Source organism: Arthrobacter sp. NtRootA1 (assembly GCF_019976975.1).
Lineage (GTDB): Bacteria > Actinomycetota > Actinomycetes > Actinomycetales > Micrococcaceae > Arthrobacter > Arthrobacter aromaticivorans.
Genome location: NZ_AP024630.1, coordinates 1801684 through 1817428, shown reverse-complemented (window position 1 = coordinate 1817428; position 15745 = coordinate 1801684). Strand labels below are relative to the sequence as shown.

Annotated in this window: 16 protein-coding genes; 6 read left to right on the top strand and 10 right to left on the bottom strand. The window is 61.5% G+C overall.

Annotated features, from left to right (window positions below; translation table 11 throughout):
- Positions 1–101 precede the first annotated feature (101 nt).
- Entirely contained in the window at positions 102–539 is a 438-nt protein-coding gene (locus LDN90_RS08345; RefSeq protein ID WP_223948639.1) for an RDD family protein, read from the bottom strand.
- A 325-nt stretch (positions 540–864) separates the two neighbouring features.
- On the opposite strand from LDN90_RS08345, the gene glnA reads away from it, so the two are divergent.
- Entirely contained in the window at positions 865–2289 is a 1425-nt protein-coding gene (glnA, locus tag LDN90_RS08340) for a type I glutamate--ammonia ligase (protein ID WP_216923010.1), read from the top strand.
- Positions 2290–2408: 119 nt separating this feature from the next.
- Here glnA and LDN90_RS08335 read toward each other — a convergent pair whose 3' ends face one another.
- From LDN90_RS08335 to LDN90_RS08315, 5 genes are all read right to left on the bottom strand, one after another.
- Positions 2409–2762 carry a hypothetical protein gene (locus tag LDN90_RS08335; protein WP_216923008.1) on the bottom strand — a complete coding sequence of 118 codons (354 nt, stop codon included), beginning with the start codon at positions 2760–2762 and terminating at the stop codon, positions 2409–2411.
- Between the two features lie 605 nt (positions 2763–3367).
- Positions 3368–3583 carry an AsnC family protein gene (locus LDN90_RS08330; protein WP_216923798.1) on the bottom strand — a complete coding sequence of 72 codons (216 nt, stop codon included), beginning with the start codon at positions 3581–3583 and terminating at the stop codon, positions 3368–3370.
- An 80-nt stretch (positions 3584–3663) separates the two neighbouring features.
- A complete protein-coding gene (locus LDN90_RS08325) occupies positions 3664–4227 on the bottom strand; it encodes a GNAT family N-acetyltransferase (protein ID WP_223948638.1) in 564 nt (187 codons plus the stop codon).
- Positions 4228–4235: 8 nt separating this feature from the next.
- Positions 4236–7247 carry a bifunctional [glutamine synthetase] adenylyltransferase/[glutamine synthetase]-adenylyl-L-tyrosine phosphorylase gene (locus LDN90_RS08320; protein ID WP_223948637.1) on the bottom strand — a complete coding sequence of 1004 codons (3012 nt, stop codon included), beginning with the start codon at positions 7245–7247 and terminating at the stop codon, positions 4236–4238.
- 9 nt (positions 7248–7256) lie between these two features.
- Positions 7257–8597, bottom strand: a complete 1341-nt coding sequence (locus tag LDN90_RS08315; protein ID WP_216923002.1) for a glutamine synthetase family protein — start codon at positions 8595–8597, stop codon at positions 7257–7259.
- 188 nt (positions 8598–8785) lie between these two features.
- On the opposite strand from LDN90_RS08315, the gene panB reads away from it, so the two are divergent.
- Complete coding sequence (gene panB / locus LDN90_RS08310; protein ID WP_223948636.1) at positions 8786–9691, top strand: 3-methyl-2-oxobutanoate hydroxymethyltransferase; 906 nt, start codon at positions 8786–8788, stop codon at positions 9689–9691.
- Between the two features lie 15 nt (positions 9692–9706).
- Here the strand turns inward: panB and LDN90_RS08305 are convergent, their stop codons facing one another.
- Positions 9707–9871, bottom strand: a complete 165-nt coding sequence (locus LDN90_RS08305; protein WP_216922998.1) for an SPOR domain-containing protein — start codon at positions 9869–9871, stop codon at positions 9707–9709.
- A gap of 108 nt (positions 9872–9979) precedes the next feature.
- Here LDN90_RS08305 and map point away from each other — a divergent pair, with 108 nt between their 5' ends.
- The 3 genes from map to LDN90_RS08290 all read left to right on the top strand — a co-directional run bounded on the left by map (position 9980) and on the right by LDN90_RS08290 (position 12508).
- The gene (map, locus tag LDN90_RS08300) at positions 9980–10858 is read left to right on the top strand and encodes a type I methionyl aminopeptidase (RefSeq protein ID WP_216922995.1); all 879 of its coding nucleotides are present in this window, start codon (positions 9980–9982) and stop codon (positions 10856–10858) included.
- Positions 10859–10930: 72 nt separating this feature from the next.
- Positions 10931–11734, top strand: coding sequence for a polyphosphate--glucose phosphotransferase (locus tag LDN90_RS08295; protein WP_275964115.1), 804 nt, complete (start codon positions 10931–10933; stop codon positions 11732–11734).
- Between the two features lie 27 nt (positions 11735–11761).
- Positions 11762–12508 carry an SDR family oxidoreductase gene (locus LDN90_RS08290; protein ID WP_223949268.1) on the top strand — a complete coding sequence of 249 codons (747 nt, stop codon included), beginning with the start codon at positions 11762–11764 and terminating at the stop codon, positions 12506–12508.
- Here the strand turns inward: LDN90_RS08290 and nrdR are convergent.
- The 3 genes from nrdR to LDN90_RS08275 all read right to left on the bottom strand — a co-directional run bounded on the left by nrdR (position 12505) and on the right by LDN90_RS08275 (position 15114).
- Positions 12505–13008 carry a transcriptional regulator NrdR gene (gene nrdR, locus LDN90_RS08285; RefSeq protein ID WP_216922993.1) on the bottom strand — a complete coding sequence of 168 codons (504 nt, stop codon included), beginning with the start codon at positions 13006–13008 and terminating at the stop codon, positions 12505–12507. The two genes, LDN90_RS08290 and nrdR, sit on opposite strands and share 4 nt — an antisense overlap.
- 197 nt (positions 13009–13205) lie before the next feature.
- Positions 13206–14579: a histidinol dehydrogenase gene (gene hisD, locus LDN90_RS08280; RefSeq protein WP_223948635.1), complete on the bottom strand. Its 1374-nt coding sequence runs from the start codon at positions 14577–14579 to the stop codon at positions 13206–13208.
- 4 nt (positions 14580–14583) lie between these two features.
- Positions 14584–15114: a hypothetical protein gene (locus LDN90_RS08275; RefSeq protein ID WP_223948634.1), complete on the bottom strand. Its 531-nt coding sequence runs from the start codon at positions 15112–15114 to the stop codon at positions 14584–14586.
- 115 nt (positions 15115–15229) lie between these two features.
- On the opposite strand from LDN90_RS08275, the gene LDN90_RS08270 reads away from it, so the two are divergent.
- Positions 15230–15730, top strand: coding sequence for a flavin reductase family protein (locus LDN90_RS08270; RefSeq protein WP_308169282.1), 501 nt, complete (start codon positions 15230–15232; stop codon positions 15728–15730).
- The last annotated feature ends 15 nt before the right edge of the window (positions 15731–15745 follow it).

The following is a 15745-nucleotide window of genomic DNA, read 5'->3' as shown; positions in this document are numbered from 1 at the left end:
CACCAACGAAAAACCGCCCCTGTCTCGAAGGAGACGGGGCGGTTTTTTATTGGTGTTTGCTAGCTTATGGGGCTGGGTCCAACCGGTGAGGAATGAAGACGCTACATCCGGATGAGGATCGTGTTCATTGCTTTATCGTGAAGTCCGCGCTGGTCCGGATCAAAGATGACTGCGGGGATGACCAGGCACAGGAGCAAGGTACGCACAACCGCAGCAAGCGGGCCTGCGGGGCCTCCCCCCAAGCGGACCACATGAATGCCGGCAATCCTGTGGCCGATGCTGTAGCCGAGGGTGCCGATCAGCAAGATCTGCTCCGCGGCAAAAATTGCGAGCGTTGCCCACTGGTTGCCGCCAAAGGCGAAATTGCTAATGACAAGTGCAATCGTCCAGTCGATCACTATGCCTAGGATTCGTCGCCCAGCCCGCGCCATGGAGCCTGGTCCGGACTCAGGAAGGCCGAGTCTCTCACCCGGATATTTGGAGATGCCGGACGTGTCCGGCCCGCTCAGCCAGGAGCCTATGTCTTTTCGATCAACCACCCTCCAAGCCTAACGGCTTGGGGACGGAGAGACCGACGACGAAGGCCACCTTTCATGCCTGCCCTTGCGCATGTATGGCGCCAAAGTGTTCGCCCACTGGACCCGCGTGGACCTGACACCGGAAAGCCGACTACCGTTTACACAACAGATCATTCTGTAACCTGCCCGAAACAATACTGACACTCCCGGGAAATCCCATCTCCCTAAGGTGGTATGAGTTGCTAGCCACCGCGGCAAGGGGAATTTTTTGTGTCTCCGGGCCTCCGGCATGGGCTGGCTCACGCGGCCTTCCGGGCCTGTTACTTGATATGCATAAGGAGCATAGATGTTCAAGACTGCGGACGAAGTCCTCAAGTTCATCAAAGACGAAGACGTCAAATTCGTCGATATCCGCTTCACCGACCTTCCGGGCGTCCAGCAGCACTTCAACGTGCCGGCGAAGAGCGTAGACCTCGACTTCTTCGTGAACGGTCAACTCTTCGACGGATCTTCCATTCGCGGCTTCCAGGGCATCGCTGAGTCCGACATGCAGCTCATCCCGGATGTGACCTCGGCTTTCATCGACACTTTCCGCATCGAGAAGACGCTTGCGCTGAACTTCTCCATCGTGAACCCCCGCACTGGCGATCCTTACCACCGCGACCCCCGTGGCGTAGCCGAGAAGGCTGAAGCTTACCTGGCCTCCACCGGTATCGCAGACACCGCGTTCTTTGCACCCGAGGCCGAGTTCTTCGTCTTCGACAACATCCAGTACCAGTCCTCCCCGCAGGGCAGCTTCTACAAGATCGACTCCGAAGAAGCCCACTGGAACACCGGCCGCAAGGAAGAGGGCGGAAACCTCGGCTACAAGACCCCCGTCAAGGGCGGCTACTTCCCGGTTTCCCCCACCGACAAGCAGGCTGACCTCCGCGACGCCATGTGCGTTGAACTGGACAAGGCCGGCCTCGAGGTCGAGCGCTCCCACCACGAAGTTGGCTCCGCCGGCCAGGCAGAGATCAACTACAAGTTCACCACGCTGACTGCAGCTGCTGACGACCTCCAGAAGTTCAAGTACGTCATCAAGAACACCGCAGACGCATGGGGCAAGTCCGTAACCTTCATGCCGAAGCCAGTCTTCGGTGACAACGGCTCGGGCATGCACTGCCACCAGTCGCTGTGGAGCAACGGCGACCCCCTGTTCTACGACGAAAAGGGCTACGCTGGCCTCTCCGACACCGCCCGCTGGTACATCGGTGGCCTGCTGAAGCACTCCTCCGCAGTCCTGGCCTTCACCAACCCGACGGTCAACTCGTACCGCCGCCTGGTCAAGGGCTTCGAAGCTCCGGTCAACATGGTCTACTCGCAGGGCAACCGTTCTGCTGGTATCCGTATCCCGATCACGGGCTCCAACCCGAAGGCCAAGCGCATCGAATTCCGCGCTCCGGACCCCTCGTCCAACCCGTACCTGGCCTTCGCTGCCCAGCTGATGGCCGGCATTGACGGCATCCGCAACCGCATCGAGCCCCCGGCTCCCATCGACAAGGACCTCTACGAGCTCCCGGCCGAGGAAGCCAAGGACATCCCCAAGGCTCCCGGCTCGCTGGAAGAAGCCCTCGAGGCCCTGCGCGAGGACAACGAGTTCCTGCAGGCTGGCGGCGTCTTCACCCAGGACCTGATCGACACCTGGATCGAGTACAAGTACGAGAACGAGATCCGTCCGCTGTCACTGCGCCCGAACCCGTACGAGTTCGAGCTCTACTACGGCGTCTAGCAACACCGGCGGCTAAGCAAGGCTTAGCCGCAGGGAATCCACAGAGATTCCAAAATAAGGAGGGCCGGCAACAGGTTAAAAACCTGTTGCCGGCCCTCCTTTATTCGTGCCGCTGCCTACTACTCGGATTCTTTGCCCTGATCCCGGTCGCGGATGTTCTTTCCGAACTCGTCCAGTTTTTCCCTGACGGCCTTTGCGGCATCAGCAAGACCTTTTTCGGCTGTGCTCAGAGGATCCAATTGGAGGTACACGTCCCGATCAATGGGGAGGTCATACTCATCCTTCAGATGCGTACCGCCGGAGACGCCATCAAGCGATAGGTACACAAGGGCCTCAGTTCTTGCGATGCCCGCAATCGTCCCAAAGACAACAGTGAAATCATTGGGCTGAAAGCTTATGGACTGGCCCACATGGCGGCGATCCAACTCTCCAGCAGGAATAGCCTTCTCAAACGAACTTCCGTTGTATTCCATGTACTTCTCCTAAGCATCGAGAGTAGTTACGGAACCGAGTCTATAAGGCTTTTCAACGGACGAACCAGCACCTTGTCTTTGGTCTTTAGTGCCTGGTTTTCGGGACTTCTCCAGGTTGTTGGGGAGCTGCGCAGTCCGCGCAAAACACCCGATCGGTTTCTTCACCGCAGCACTGACAGCGGTGAACCAGTGCCGCTTGTTCAATCACATAGGTTGTCATAGCAAATATCGTGCCTACCAGGGGCAGGTCAGGGCACGAGTAGTGTGTACTCGTTTTTTACCCTTCCGGCACAGCAAACTACTTGGTTCTGGAGGGGCCCAGCCCCTCCGGGGCACCAGCAGCCAACAGTGAATGGCCCTGCGCTCCCCCATCATCTTGCCGCCATTCGGCGTCAGCAAAAGTGGCGAAACAGCGGCGGCAAACATAAACGTCGCCGCGGCCATGCCGGGAGGACCAGTGCGGCCCGGCCTGCTCGCAGCGAAAGCACAACGCATCTGAGAAGGCTGCACCCTCTGAATCCCGACTGACTGTCACGCGAGAATCCTAAGGGACAGCAGGCCCGGACGAACAGACCCAGGCCGGGTTCCTGTCGCCCGGAATAGTGCTACTGCTTCCCGTACTTCTTATGTACCGCCTGCTTGGTGACCCCGAGGCAAAGTGCGATTGCCTCCCACGACAAACCGGCCTGCCTGGCTGCACGTACAAGGGAAGCCTCGGCCCTGCCAACCTCCTTGTGAAGTTCAGCTACGGCATACAGCGCTTCTGCAGGACCCATGCCGTCCATCGATCCAACAAGTGTTTTCATTCTGTCCACCTCCATGACGTCAACCATAGTTGACATCCAGGATCGTCGTCAACGACCGTTGACAACAGCTCCCCGGGGACGAAGCGTCAGCATCCTCAAAAACCCTTGTACATGATGCGCTGCGGGCCTGAGTTGCCGCCGAGGTACCGCCCGCAGTCAACGAAGCCGGCCTTTGCATAAGCTGCAAGACCCGCAGGGTTGCGCTCGTTAACAGAAAGCACGACGCCGGCCTGGCCGCCACCCTGCCTCGCCGTCAACTTGCGAGCCTCCTCCACGGCAGCCTTGGCCGCCAGCACACCGAGGCCGCGGCCCTGGCTTTTCGAGTCGATGAGGAAACCCCTGAGAAGCCATGCGGAGTCGTCGTCCGGCCATCCTGCAAGGCGCGCCGCTCCCCATTGGAGTGTCAGGACGCCCACACCCTCCCCGTTGGCCTCGATCACATAGGGAGAGCGGGATTCTTCTTCAAGACTGATCAGCATCATACGGAGCGGGTCGCCGACGAAGTCAGTTTGATCAGCCGCCAAGGCCATTTCCGCCACCGCGCCCAATTGGATGGCGCGCGCGTCATCGTCCAGCATTTTGAGCGGTATAAGCCAAACGCTCGCCAACGCAGGACGATCCCGAGGGAAGACGTCCAGCTCCGGGTCATCATCGGGCATTCCAGGCCTCAATTACCGTAGAACTCTTTTTCGAAGACAGCCCGGGCACGGCGACTCAGGCGCAGGTAGTCCTCCTCGAACTGTCCTGCGGCTCCAGGCGCGTAACCACACCAGCGCGCCACAGCTTCAAGATCCCTCCGCGACGATGGAAGTACGTCCGATGCCCGGCCTGTCACGATGACGTTCGCCGAGCGGATGCGGCTGGCGAGCTTCCACGCCTCACGTAAGAGTCCGGCGTCGTCCTTGCCAACAAGCCCAAGGTCCTCGGCCGCGGCAAGGGCCTCCAGCGTGGACGTAGTGCGCAACGCAGGCTGCTTGCCCGCGTGCTGCAACTGGATGAGCTGGACAAGCCATTCAACATCGCTCAATCCACCACGGCCAAGCTTCACATGGCGGGCCGGATCAGCGCCTCGAGGCAGCCGTTCCGATTCCACGCGGGCCTTGATGCGCCTGATCTCCCTGACATCCTGTTCGGCGAGCTCAGCCGGGTAGCGGATGGGATCAATAAGCCGAAGGAAGTCCGCTGCCAAGTCGTCTGAACCGGCCATGGGACGCGCCCGCAGCAACGCCTGCGCTTCCCATATCAGTGACCACCGGCGGTAGTACTCGGCATAGGAATCCAAAGACCGGACCATGGCGCCGTTCTTGCCTTCGGGCCGCAGGTCTGCGTCCACCATCAACACCCGCTCGGCCATGATGGCGGGCTTGAGCGGCTGGGTGAGAAGGCTGGAGACTTTGGCGACTATCGCCGTCGCCTGCTCCTGAGCTTCCTCATCGCTGAATCCAGGCCGGGCGCGGTGAACATACATGACGTCAGCGTCTGAGCCGTAGCCGATCTCGCGGCCACCCTGCCGGCCCATGGCCACCACCAGAACCTCCGTTTTCAGAGGATCGGACTGGGTAGCGATGGCTTCAGCCACGTGAAGGGCTCCGAGCACGGCAGCCCGGTCTGTTTCGGCCAACGCCAGTCCCACGGCGTCCTGGTCAAGCAAACCGGCACTATCGGCAATCGCGGTCCGCAGAATCTCCCGGCGACGGATCAACCGGATGAGGCGCATGGCACTCTCCGGATCCGGATGCCGGGACAATTTAGACCGGATTTCCTGCCATTGCGCCTCAAAGGGGATGGGAGCCAGGTCCTTGTCGCTGCCAAGCCACGCCACGGACTCCGGTGAGACTTCCAGGAGGTCCGAAATGAGCCGTGAATTGGCCAGTACCTGGCAGAGGCGTTCGGCTGCCGCCTGGGAATCACGAAGCATCCCCAAATACCAGTGCGTGGTGCCCAACGCTTCGCTGACCCGTCGGAAGGCAAGGAGCCCGGCGTCGGGATCCACGCCTTCGGCAAGCCAGCCAAGAAGAATGGGCAACAGTTGCCGCTGCAGTGCCGCACGTCGGCTTACACCGGCAGTCAGCGCCTCAATGTGACGCATCGCGCCCTGGGGATCGAGGTAGCCGAGGGCGGCAAGACGGCCCTGGGCTGCTTCCGGGCTCAGTTTGGCGTCTTCGCTGCTGAGTTTCGCGGCGGTATTGAGCAGCGGCCGGTAGAAAATACGCTCGTGCAGTTCCCGAACGGACCGTTTGGTTTTCTGCCAGGTCGCCATCAGCTGGTCAGGATGGGGTCGCTCAAGCGAGAAGGGCCCCAGGACAGCCTTCGCCAATACCCGCTGGGCATCCTCCGCCACGGGCATGAGGTGCGTTCGGCGCAACTGGAACAATTGAATCCGGTGCTCCAGAAGCCGAAGATAGCGGTACGCGTTGTCGAAACCGGCGGCGTCGGCACGTCCGATGTAGCCGCCGGCGGACAATGCCGCGATGGCCGAGGTGGTGTCGCGGCAGCGAAGGGACTCGTCCGACTTGCCGTGAACCAGCTGCAACAACTGGACGGTGAATTCGACGTCGCGCAGCCCGCCACGCCCAAGTTTGATCTGCCGCTGTTCCTCGGCAGCCGGAATGTAATCCGTGACCCGGCGCCTCATGGCCTGGACGGACTCGACGAAGCCATCACGGCCGGCAGATGCCCACACGAGTGGCTCGACGGCCTTTTCGTATCGTTGGCCGAGCTCGCGGTCGCCGGCAATCGTCCGGGCCTTCAGCAGCGCCTGGAATTCCCAGCTCTCAGCCCACCGGGCGTAGTAGCTCAGGTGCGAGGGCAGCGTCCGCACCAGGGGCCCTGACTTTCCTTCCGGGCGAAGGTTGGGATCTACTTCCCACAAACCCGGTTCAGGTGCCGACGAGGAAATCGCCCGCGAGATGCCGGACGCCAAGGCGGTGCCGATGGTCGCGGCGCGGGCGTCGTCCAGTTCCTCTGCCTCGATGACGTAAATGACATCGACGTCGGAAATGTAGTTCAGCTCGCGGGCACCACATTTGCCCATGCCAATGACTGCGAGCCCGACGTCGGCAACCTCCGAGGCGTCAAACTGGGCAGCCGCCTCGGCCCGGGAAACGGCAAGGGCAGCTTCAATGGCGGCCCCAGCGAGGTCTGCAAGCTCTGCACCCACGGCGGGCATGAAGTCTTGCGGCGACGCAGCGCAGAGGTCCTTGATGGCAAGCTCCGTTAGCCCGCGGCGGTACGCCGTCCGCAGGGCCGCGTACGCCGGAAGCCCCGTCAACCCAGCCACTGGACGCTGAGCACCGGGCTCGGCCTTGACCGAACGAAGAAGCAGGGACCTGAGCTCTTCGCTTGATGCCGGGAGTGGCTCCGGGCTTACCCGGACATTAAAAACGTCCAGATGCTCCGGCCTGCGCATGAGGAACTCACCCAGCGCCTCCGATGCCCCCAAGAGCCGGTACAGGGATTCGCTCGTGTCCGGGTCAGCGCCAGCCAACTTCTTGAGGCCGGGGTTCTTCTCAATCAGCCGGACAAGTGATTGCAGCGCGGTATCCGGGCTCGCCGCCAAGGAGAGCCCGGCGAACAAGGCGTCCTGTTCGATGCCTTCAAGTTCCGGGGCAGCAAGAAAACGCTCACCCTTTTCCAGGTCACTGAATCCGGCTGAGATGAGCCGACGTGCAAGGCTCATTGGCCCTGCCTACAGAATGCCGAGGTTGCGCTGCAGCTCGTACGGCGTGACCTGGAGGCGGTAGTCCTGCCATTCCGCGCGCTTGTTGCGCAGGAAGTGTTCGAAAACCTGCTCGCCCAGGATCTGGGCCACCAGCTCCGACTCCTCCATGGCACGGATGGCATCGTGGAGGCTGGCAGGCAGCGGAGCGTGGCCCATGGCTTTGCGCTCTGCGGAGGTCAGCGACCAAACGTCATCTTCGGCAGCTGCCGGAAGTTCGTAACCTTCCTCGATACCCTTCAAACCGGCGCCCAAAAGGACGGCATAGGCAAGGTACGGGTTGGTTGCGGAGTCGATGCCGCGGTACTCGATGCGCGCCGACTGGCCCTTGCCGGGCTTGTACAACGGCACACGCACCAACGCGGAGCGGTTGTTGTGGCCCCAGCTCAGATAGCTCGGTGCCTCACCGCCGCCCCAGAGCCGCTTATAGGAGTTCACGAACTGATTGGTGACCGCGGTGAATTCAGGAGCGTGCTTGAGGATACCGGCAATGAATTGGCGGGCAGTCTTGGACAGCTGGAACTCGGCGCCGGCTTCGAAGAATGCGTTGGTGTCCCCCTCGAAGAGCGAGAAGTGTGTGTGCATTCCGGAGCCCGGGTGGTCCGTAAACGGCTTGGGCATGAACGTGGCATACGTGCCCTGCTGCAGGGCAACTTCCTTGATGACCGTGCGGAAGGTCATGATGTTGTCCGCAGTCTGCAGGGCATCCGCGTAGCGAAGGTCAATCTCGTTCTGGCCCGGCCCGCCCTCGTGGTGGCTGAACTCCACCGAGATACCCACCGATTCCAGCATGGTCACCGCGGTGCGTCGGAAGTCCTGCGCAACACCACCAGGGACGTGGTCGAAGTAGCCGCCCTCGTCAACCGGGACGGGCGCACCATTGGGGCCAAGCTCCTTTGACTTGAGCAGGTAGAACTCGATTTCAGGGTGCGTGTAGCAGGTGAATCCCATATCCGCGGCCTTGGCAAGGGTCCGCTTGAGGACGTTTCGGGGATCTGCTGCTGAGGGTTCCCCGTCCGGCGTCAAGACATCACAGAACATCCTGGACGTTTGTTCGGTCTCACCGCGCCAAGGCAGGATCTGGAAGGTTGAGGGGTCAGGCTGTGCCAGCATGTCCGACTCAAAAACCCGCGCAAGGCCCTCGATCGCTGAGCCATCGAATCCCAGGCCCTCTTCGAAGGCACCTTCAACTTCTGCCGGCGCAAGAGCCACGGACTTCAGTGAACCCACGACGTCGGTGAACCACAAGCGTACGAAGCGCACGTCACGCTCTTCGATCGTCCGCAGAACGAACTCTTGCTGGCGGTCCATAGGGCCTCTTTTCCGGTTCGGTGTCCATGCCGCAGTTCCCAGTCATTGAAGCCACGGCAGCTCAGACTTCACTCTACTAAGCATTCGGTGGGAATGCCGCCGCAGTAGCTGCGCGTAACACAGCGTTTACAAACGTGACCCTTGGCACACTGCTGGCAGGCGTCGTCGGCACGGCTTAGGCTCTATCCATGGCCCCAAGCAACCTTCCTGAGTCCACCACGCCCGCCGAAGTCCCCGCGCCCTACGGCAACGGTCCCGCGGCGGCCGCCCAGGCACCGTCAGTTGGCGCCAAGAAGCAGGTCAGCAGGGTGCGCATCCATCACCTTCAGCAGGCCAAGGACAACGGCGAGCACTTCGCTATGCTCACCGCCTACGAGCAATACACCGCTGAGATCTTCGACCAAGCCGGAATCGAAGTCCTCCTGGTGGGCGATTCCGCCTCAAACAACGTCTTCGGCAACGAGACCAGCCTTCCCGTCACAGTGGACGAGTTGCTGCCTCTGTGCCGGGCGGTGAGCCGTTCAGCCAAGCGCGCCCTGGTGCTGGCTGACCTGCCGTTTGGCAGCTACGAGGTTTCAACTGAGCAGGCGGTCGCCACCGGCGTCCGTTTCCTCAAGGAAGGATTGGCCCACGCGGTCAAAATCGAGGGCTCTGCCTACTATGCGGAGACTGTGAAGGCCATGGTCCAGGCCGGCATTCCTGTCATGGCCCACATTGGATTCACTCCCCAGAGTGAACATTCGCTGGGTGGCTACCGGGTCCAAGGCAGGGGCGATGACGCCCAGCGGCTCATCGATGACGCTGTGGCCTTGCAGGACGCAGGCGCTTTCAGCGTCCTCATGGAGATGGTGCCCGCAGATACTGCTGCTGCCGTCGATGCCGCACTGCGCGTACCGACTGTAGGCATCGGAGCCGGCAAGAGCACCACGGGCCAAGTGCTGGTCTGGCAGGACATGGCCGGACTGCGAGGGGGCAAGATGGCGAAGTTCGTCAAGCAGTATGCAAACCTTCGCACGACGCTCACGGATGCCGCCGCGGCCTTTGGAGCGGATGTCAGATCGGGAGAATTTCCCGGACCTGAGCATTCCTTCTAGCTACGTCCTGGCGACCTAGTCATCGTCCTGGGCGTCCCAGGCATCGTTGCGTTGCTTGACCTTTTCCAGCGCGTGCTCCGCTTCTTCCCTGGTCTTGTAAGGGCCAATCAGCTGTGTCCAATCGGACATGGCGTCCTCTTCGATCTCATGCGTCTTGACGTTGTACCAGTACTCCGTCACGTCTCCTCCTCGTCCCGGTTGCCCTCAAACGCGTAACGTTGGCGGAGTCACGTGGGCCCAGCCGCGCTTTGTTACTTACGTCTCTTGTGTGCCTTATATGATCAATCTATGCCTTCTCTTGCTTCGACCGCACCCATCGGCACGCTAACTCCGGGAATCATCAGCCCTGAACGGCCCGTCCCGGCGTCGATCCCCCGCCCCGAGTACGTCGGCAAGAAGGCACCCAGCAAGTTCACCGGCTCCGAAGTGAAGTCAGCGGAGACCATCGAGAAGATCCGTATCGCCAGCAGGATCGCTGCCCAGGCCATCGTTGAAGTTGGCAAGCACATCCAGCCTGGCGTGACGACGGACCAGTTGGACAAGATTGGCCATGAGTTCCTTGTGGACCACAATGCCTACCCCTCCACGCTGGGCTACCGGGGCTTCCCGAAGTCCCTCTGCTCTTCCCTCAATGAAGTTATCTGCCACGGCATCCCCGATTCCACGGTGGTTCAGGATGGAGACATCCTGAACATTGACATCACCGCTTTCATCGGCGGAGTCCATGGGGATACCAATTACACTTTCTTGGTTGGCGACGTGGACGAGGAATCCCGTTTGCTGGTTGAGCGTACGCAGGAGTCGCTCAACCGGGCCATCAAGGCCGTGGCCCCCGGCCGCGAAATCAACGTAATCGGTCGCGCGATCCAGTCCTACGCCAAGCGCTTCGGCTATGGCGTAGTTCGGGATTTCACTGGCCACGGTGTTGGCGAGGCGTTCCACACAGGCCTCATCATTCCGCATTACGACGCAGCCCCGGCGTACAACACCGTGATCGAGGCAGGCATGGTCTTCACCATCGAACCCATGCTGACCCTTGGCACCATCGAATGGGATATGTGGTCCGACGACTGGACGGTTGTTACCAGGGACCACAAGCGCACGGCCCAATTCGAGCACACCCTGCTGGTCACCGAGACCGGCGCGGAAATCCTGACCCTTCCCTAGCTTTCCGGAAGGTCAACCGCAGCCCCGGGCGGCTGCGCCATGCCCACCCCTCCTGCCATGATCGGAATTGCATTGTCCAAGAAGGATGAGAAGACCCACAAGAACGCGCCGCTGATCGGAATCGACATCGGCGGAACGGGCATCAAAGGCGGCATCGTCGACCTCAAGAAGGGCAAGCTGATCGGCGAACGCTTTCGCGTTCCCACGCCACAGCCCGCCACTCCCGAGGCAGTAGCCGAAGTTGTGGCAGAGATCGTCAAAGAGCTTTCCAGCCGCCCCGACGCCCCTGCCGCGGATTCCCCGGTGGGTGTCACCTTCCCGGGAATCATTCAGCACGGTGTGGTCAACTCTGCCGCAAATGTGGACAAGTCTTGGCTGGGCACCGACATCGATAAGAAGTTCACTGACCGCCTAGGCCGCCCCGTCGAGGTCATCAACGACGCCGACGCCGCAGGTCTCGCAGAGGCTCGCTATGGCGCCGGCGAGGGCGTGGACGGCACCGTCCTGGTCATCACGCTCGGCACCGGCATCGGCTCCGCCTTCATCTTCAACGGCCAATTGGTGCCCAACGCCGAGCTCGGTCACCTTGAGGTTGACGGATTCGACGCCGAAACCAAGGCGTCAGCCGTGGCCCGCGAACGCGATGGCTTGAGCTGGGACGAGTACGGCGTCCTGCTCAACCGCTACCTGCAGCACGTCGAGTTCCTGTTCTCCCCGGAACTTTTCATTATCGGCGGCGGCATCTCCAAGCGCTCGGATGAATATTTCCCGCACCTGCAATTGCGCACCGAAATTGTCACCGCCAAGTTGAAGAACGACGCCGGCATCGTGGGCGCTGCCCTTGAGGTCGCTCTGCACCACAAGCTCGCCAAGTAGCTGAGGTTGCCTGTGGACTACGACGCCATGCCCGGAATCGCGATCGTCACGGGTGCCAGCCGCGGAATTGGCGCGGCAGTTGCAAACGCGGCGGCACGTTCCGGGTATGGCGTAGTGGTCAACTACTCGTTGGACGCCGAGGGTGCTAATGCAGTGGTTGAGGACATCCACGCGCAGGGAGGTAGGGCGCTGGCCGTGCAGGCCGACGTCAGCCAGCCCGCCGACGTCGGGCGCTTGTTCGATGCGGCCGCAGCTTGGGGGCCATTAACAGCCGTCATCAACAATGCGGCCATTACGGGCAACCGCATCGGAACACTGGCAGAGGTGCCTGCCGAGACCGTGCAGCGCGTCATGGACGTGAACGTGGCAGGCATGATTTTCATGTGCCAGGAAGGGGTCCGAAGACTCTCTACCGACCACGGCGGTCCAGGTGGTTCGATCATCAACATTTCCTCGACCGCAACAAAGGCCGGTTCCCCCGGGACATGGGTTCACTACGCGGCGTCGAAAGGTGCGGTGGACGTTTTGACGGTGGGCCTGGCCGCGGAAGTGGCAAAGCAGGGCATTCGTGTCAACGCTGTGGCTCCCGGCAGTACCAACACCGGACTCCACGCAGCCGCAGGAATGCCCGACCGCGTAGAACGGCTCAATCCAACCATTCCCATGGGCCGGGGCGCTGAACCTGAAGAGGTGGCGGCGGCTGTGATGTGGTTAATGTCCGGCGAGGCCGGCTACATTACTGGAGCAGTCCTCCCGGTGTCCGGCGGCCGCTAAAGCTGGCTTTTCTCGGAGCCTTTCGCTTCCTTGGCCCCGGCTTTGGCGTGGGCCTCGGCCTCATGCCGCAGCAAGGATATTGCGGATTCGAAGTCTTCGAGCGACTCGAATGCTTGATAGACGCTGGCAAACCGCAGGTACGCCACCTCATCCAGTTTCCGCAACGGACCAAGAATGGCAAGGCCTACTTCGTGGGCGTCGATTTCAGCGGCACCCGAAGAGCGGATGTTCTCCTCGACTTCCTGCGCCAGCATGGCCAGATCGTCTTCCGTGACAGGGCGGCCCTGGCACGCTTTCCGCACACCGCTGATGACTTTGATGCGGCTGAACGGCTCCCCGACTCCCGAACGCTTGATGACGGACAGGCTTGTGGTTTCCACCGTGGTGAAGCGTCGCCCGCACTCAGGGCATTGCCGGCGGCGCCGGATGGAAGTTCCGTCGTCAGCCATGCGGCTGTCCACGACGCGCGAGTCAGGATTCCGGCAGAACGGACAGTACACGCTGGGCCTCCCCTGATCAGCTCCGGCCCGCGTTACACCGGCAGGGTGCCGGAAACGCAAAGGTGCCGGAAGATTCTCTTCCGGCACCAGTTTACGTTCGATGACACCGTAATGACAAGCTTGTAATTACTACATGTAGTAGTGATGACCCGCATATGTAGTGGTCAGGTCCCGTTTAGCCTGTGAGGGTTCTGACGTCAGCTTCGTCCGTTGAAGCGGATCCTGACCGCATCCCCATGTCCTGGAAGGTCCTCGGCCCCGGCCAAACTCACGATGTGGCCACTGACTTGCTCCAGAGCCGTACGGTTGTAGTTGATGACCTGCACTGCGCGCAAGAAGGTGGTGACGTTCAGCCCCGAGGAGAAGGCAGCGGTACCGCTCGTGGGCAGCACGTGGTTTGACCCTGCGCAATAGTCGCCAAGGCTCACGGGGCTGTAGTCCCCCACGAAAATGGCTCCGGCGTTGCGGATCCTCGCCGCCACCGCCGGTGCGTCCGCCGTCATGATCTCAAGGTGCTCAGCGGCGTAGGCATTGCAAACCGCAATCCCCTGTTCCAGGTCATCCACCAGCACCACACCCGATTGCGGACCGGAGAGTGCCTCAAGGACGCGTGCGCTGTGCTTCGTAGCGGCTGCTTGCCGTGCCAATTCACCCACGACGGCGTCCGCCAGGTCAGCGGAGTCCGTCACCAGGACAGAGGCGGCCTTGGGATCGTGCTCGGCCTGGCTAATGAGATCGGCAGCCACCAGTGCGGACTGGGCAGTGGAATCGGCCAGGATAGCGATCTCGGTAGTTCCTGCCTCGGAATCGATGCCAACGACTCCCTTCACCAGCCTCTTGGCAGTGGCGACGAAAATATTGCCAGGTCCCGTGACGAGATCCACAGGCTCGATAGGAGATACTCCCTCCGAACCGGGGACGCCGTAGGCAAACGAAATGATCGCCTGGGCACCGCCAATCGCGTAGACCTCATCGATTCCCAGCAGCGCTGCCGCCGCGAGGATGGTGGGGTGCGGAAGTCCGCCGAAGTCCTTTTGAGGCGGCGAAGCCAAGGCGATGGATTCGACACCTGCAGCAACGGCGGGAACAACGTTCATGATCACCGAGGAGGCCAGAGGCGCGAGACCACCCGGGACATACAGCCCAACACGCCCCACCGGAATCCAGTTCTGGCTGACAACCGCGCCATCAGCCAAAGCGACGTCAACATTGGCTGGACGCTGCTGATCGGCAAACTGCCTGGCCCGGCTGATCGACTCTTCCAACGCGGCGCGGACACTGGGATCAATGTCAGCCAAGGCCTTGGCAAGCGCCTCGGCAGGTACCCGCGGGTGGGACTGTTCAACGCCGTCGAAGTTCCTTGCAAGTTCGGTCAGAGCGGCAAAACCGCGGCTGCGAACGGCTCCCATAATGTCCAGGACCCTCTGCTCCGCATCTGCCATCGTCTGATGCTTCGCCCTGGGTACAGCAGCGCGCAGTTCAGCCAGCGAGAGGTGGCGGCCGCGGAAATCGATACTGCGGAAATTCAAGGATGCAGCGGCAGGGGCGGAGGTATCCGAAGAAGTGGTCACCCGGCTATTTTACGGGCTTCCTGGAAAGAACCCCGAACAGCGCCAGTACAAACGTCACGAACGCCATAGCGCCGGGCCACAAGACGAGGACGGCGTAGGAGCGAAGAGTGAAACCGTAGTCGGCACCCAGGGAAGGGTCCGGAGCGGGTCCCCATAGCTGCGCTGCAACCAAGCCAACCACCCAGGCAATCGCTGCGCCGGCCGCGCCCCCTGCCAGTGCCAACGCCAACCGCCTGCCGGCCCCGGTTCCCTGGAGCTTTCCGTCGAGCATCAGGCCGGTGACACACCCGGCCACCAGCATCAGCCCGGCAAGGACCAAATCGCGCGGCAACCACGAATCCGGGTTTGCAGGATTTGCCAGTTCGGGGTTCCCCGATACCAGGTTTCCCCCTCCCGGCGCCAGAATCCACCAGAGAATGCCTATGACTACCCCCGCAGCCGCGGGTAGGACAAGCCACAGGGCGTCCCGCGAACGCCAGGGAGTTGCGGCGTCGGGCTGGATTTCCGCGGGAACGTGCACAGTGGGCTGAGTCATGGAACTCACATTAACAAAGGTTCACGTGTGCCCATTAAAATAGAGAAGTGGGGCACAGGGAGGAATACCCTGAGAGAAAGACGCCCCCGACCCCAGTTCCAGGAGATTCATCAACGTGGCAAGCGAACTATCCGGCTTCGAAAAGACGTTCAGGGAAATGTTCCGCCGCCATGCCGCCGGGGTGGCCATCATCACAGCCAACCTCAATGGCAAGCCCTTCGGCTTCACTGCCACCTCCGTTGCATCCCTGTCCGCCGAACCGCCACGTTTCACCTTTAACATGGCCCGAAGCTCAAGTTCCTGGCCGGCCATCGCCAATGCCAACTACATTGGCGTGCACATGCTCGGACTGGAGAACCAGGCGCTGGCAGATCGCTTCGCGAAGACGCGGGACCGCTTCGAGGGTGATCACTGGGAGCCAGGTCCGTTCGACGTCCCCATTCTCAAGGACGTCGCAGGTTGGCTGGTGGGAAAGATCCAAATGCGGTTGTCGTTTGAGAACAACGCTGTGGTGGTCGTGGAAGTCGTGGACGGCCAGGTGGGCGACGACGGCGCTCCCCTGCTCTATCACGGTGGCGGTTACAGCCAGCCGAGGCCACTGGACTACGAAATCTAGCCTCCTCCAGCATTC

Coding starts and splice junctions, on each gene's coding strand:
- glnA (WP_216923010.1), top strand. CDS start 865: ATGTTCAAGACTGCGGACGAAGTCCTCAAGTTCATCAAAGACGAAGAC.
- LDN90_RS08335 (WP_216923008.1), bottom strand. CDS start 2,762: ATGGAATACAACGGAAGTTCGTTTGAGAAGGCTATTCCTGCTGGAGAG.
- LDN90_RS08330 (WP_216923798.1), bottom strand. CDS start 3,583: ATGGAGGTGGACAGAATGAAAACACTTGTTGGATCGATGGACGGCATG.
- LDN90_RS08325 (WP_223948638.1), bottom strand. CDS start 4,227: ATGCCCGATGATGACCCGGAGCTGGACGTCTTCCCTCGGGATCGTCCT.
- LDN90_RS08320 (WP_223948637.1), bottom strand. CDS start 7,247: ATGAGCCTTGCACGTCGGCTCATCTCAGCCGGATTCAGTGACCTGGAA.
- LDN90_RS08315 (WP_216923002.1), bottom strand. CDS start 8,597: ATGGACCGCCAGCAAGAGTTCGTTCTGCGGACGATCGAAGAGCGTGAC.
- panB (WP_223948636.1), top strand. CDS start 8,786: ATGGCCCCAAGCAACCTTCCTGAGTCCACCACGCCCGCCGAAGTCCCC.
- map (WP_216922995.1), top strand. CDS start 9,980: ATGCCTTCTCTTGCTTCGACCGCACCCATCGGCACGCTAACTCCGGGA.
- LDN90_RS08290 (WP_223949268.1), top strand. CDS start 11,762: ATGCCCGGAATCGCGATCGTCACGGGTGCCAGCCGCGGAATTGGCGCG.
- LDN90_RS08275 (WP_223948634.1), bottom strand. CDS start 15,114: ATGACTCAGCCCACTGTGCACGTTCCCGCGGAAATCCAGCCCGACGCC.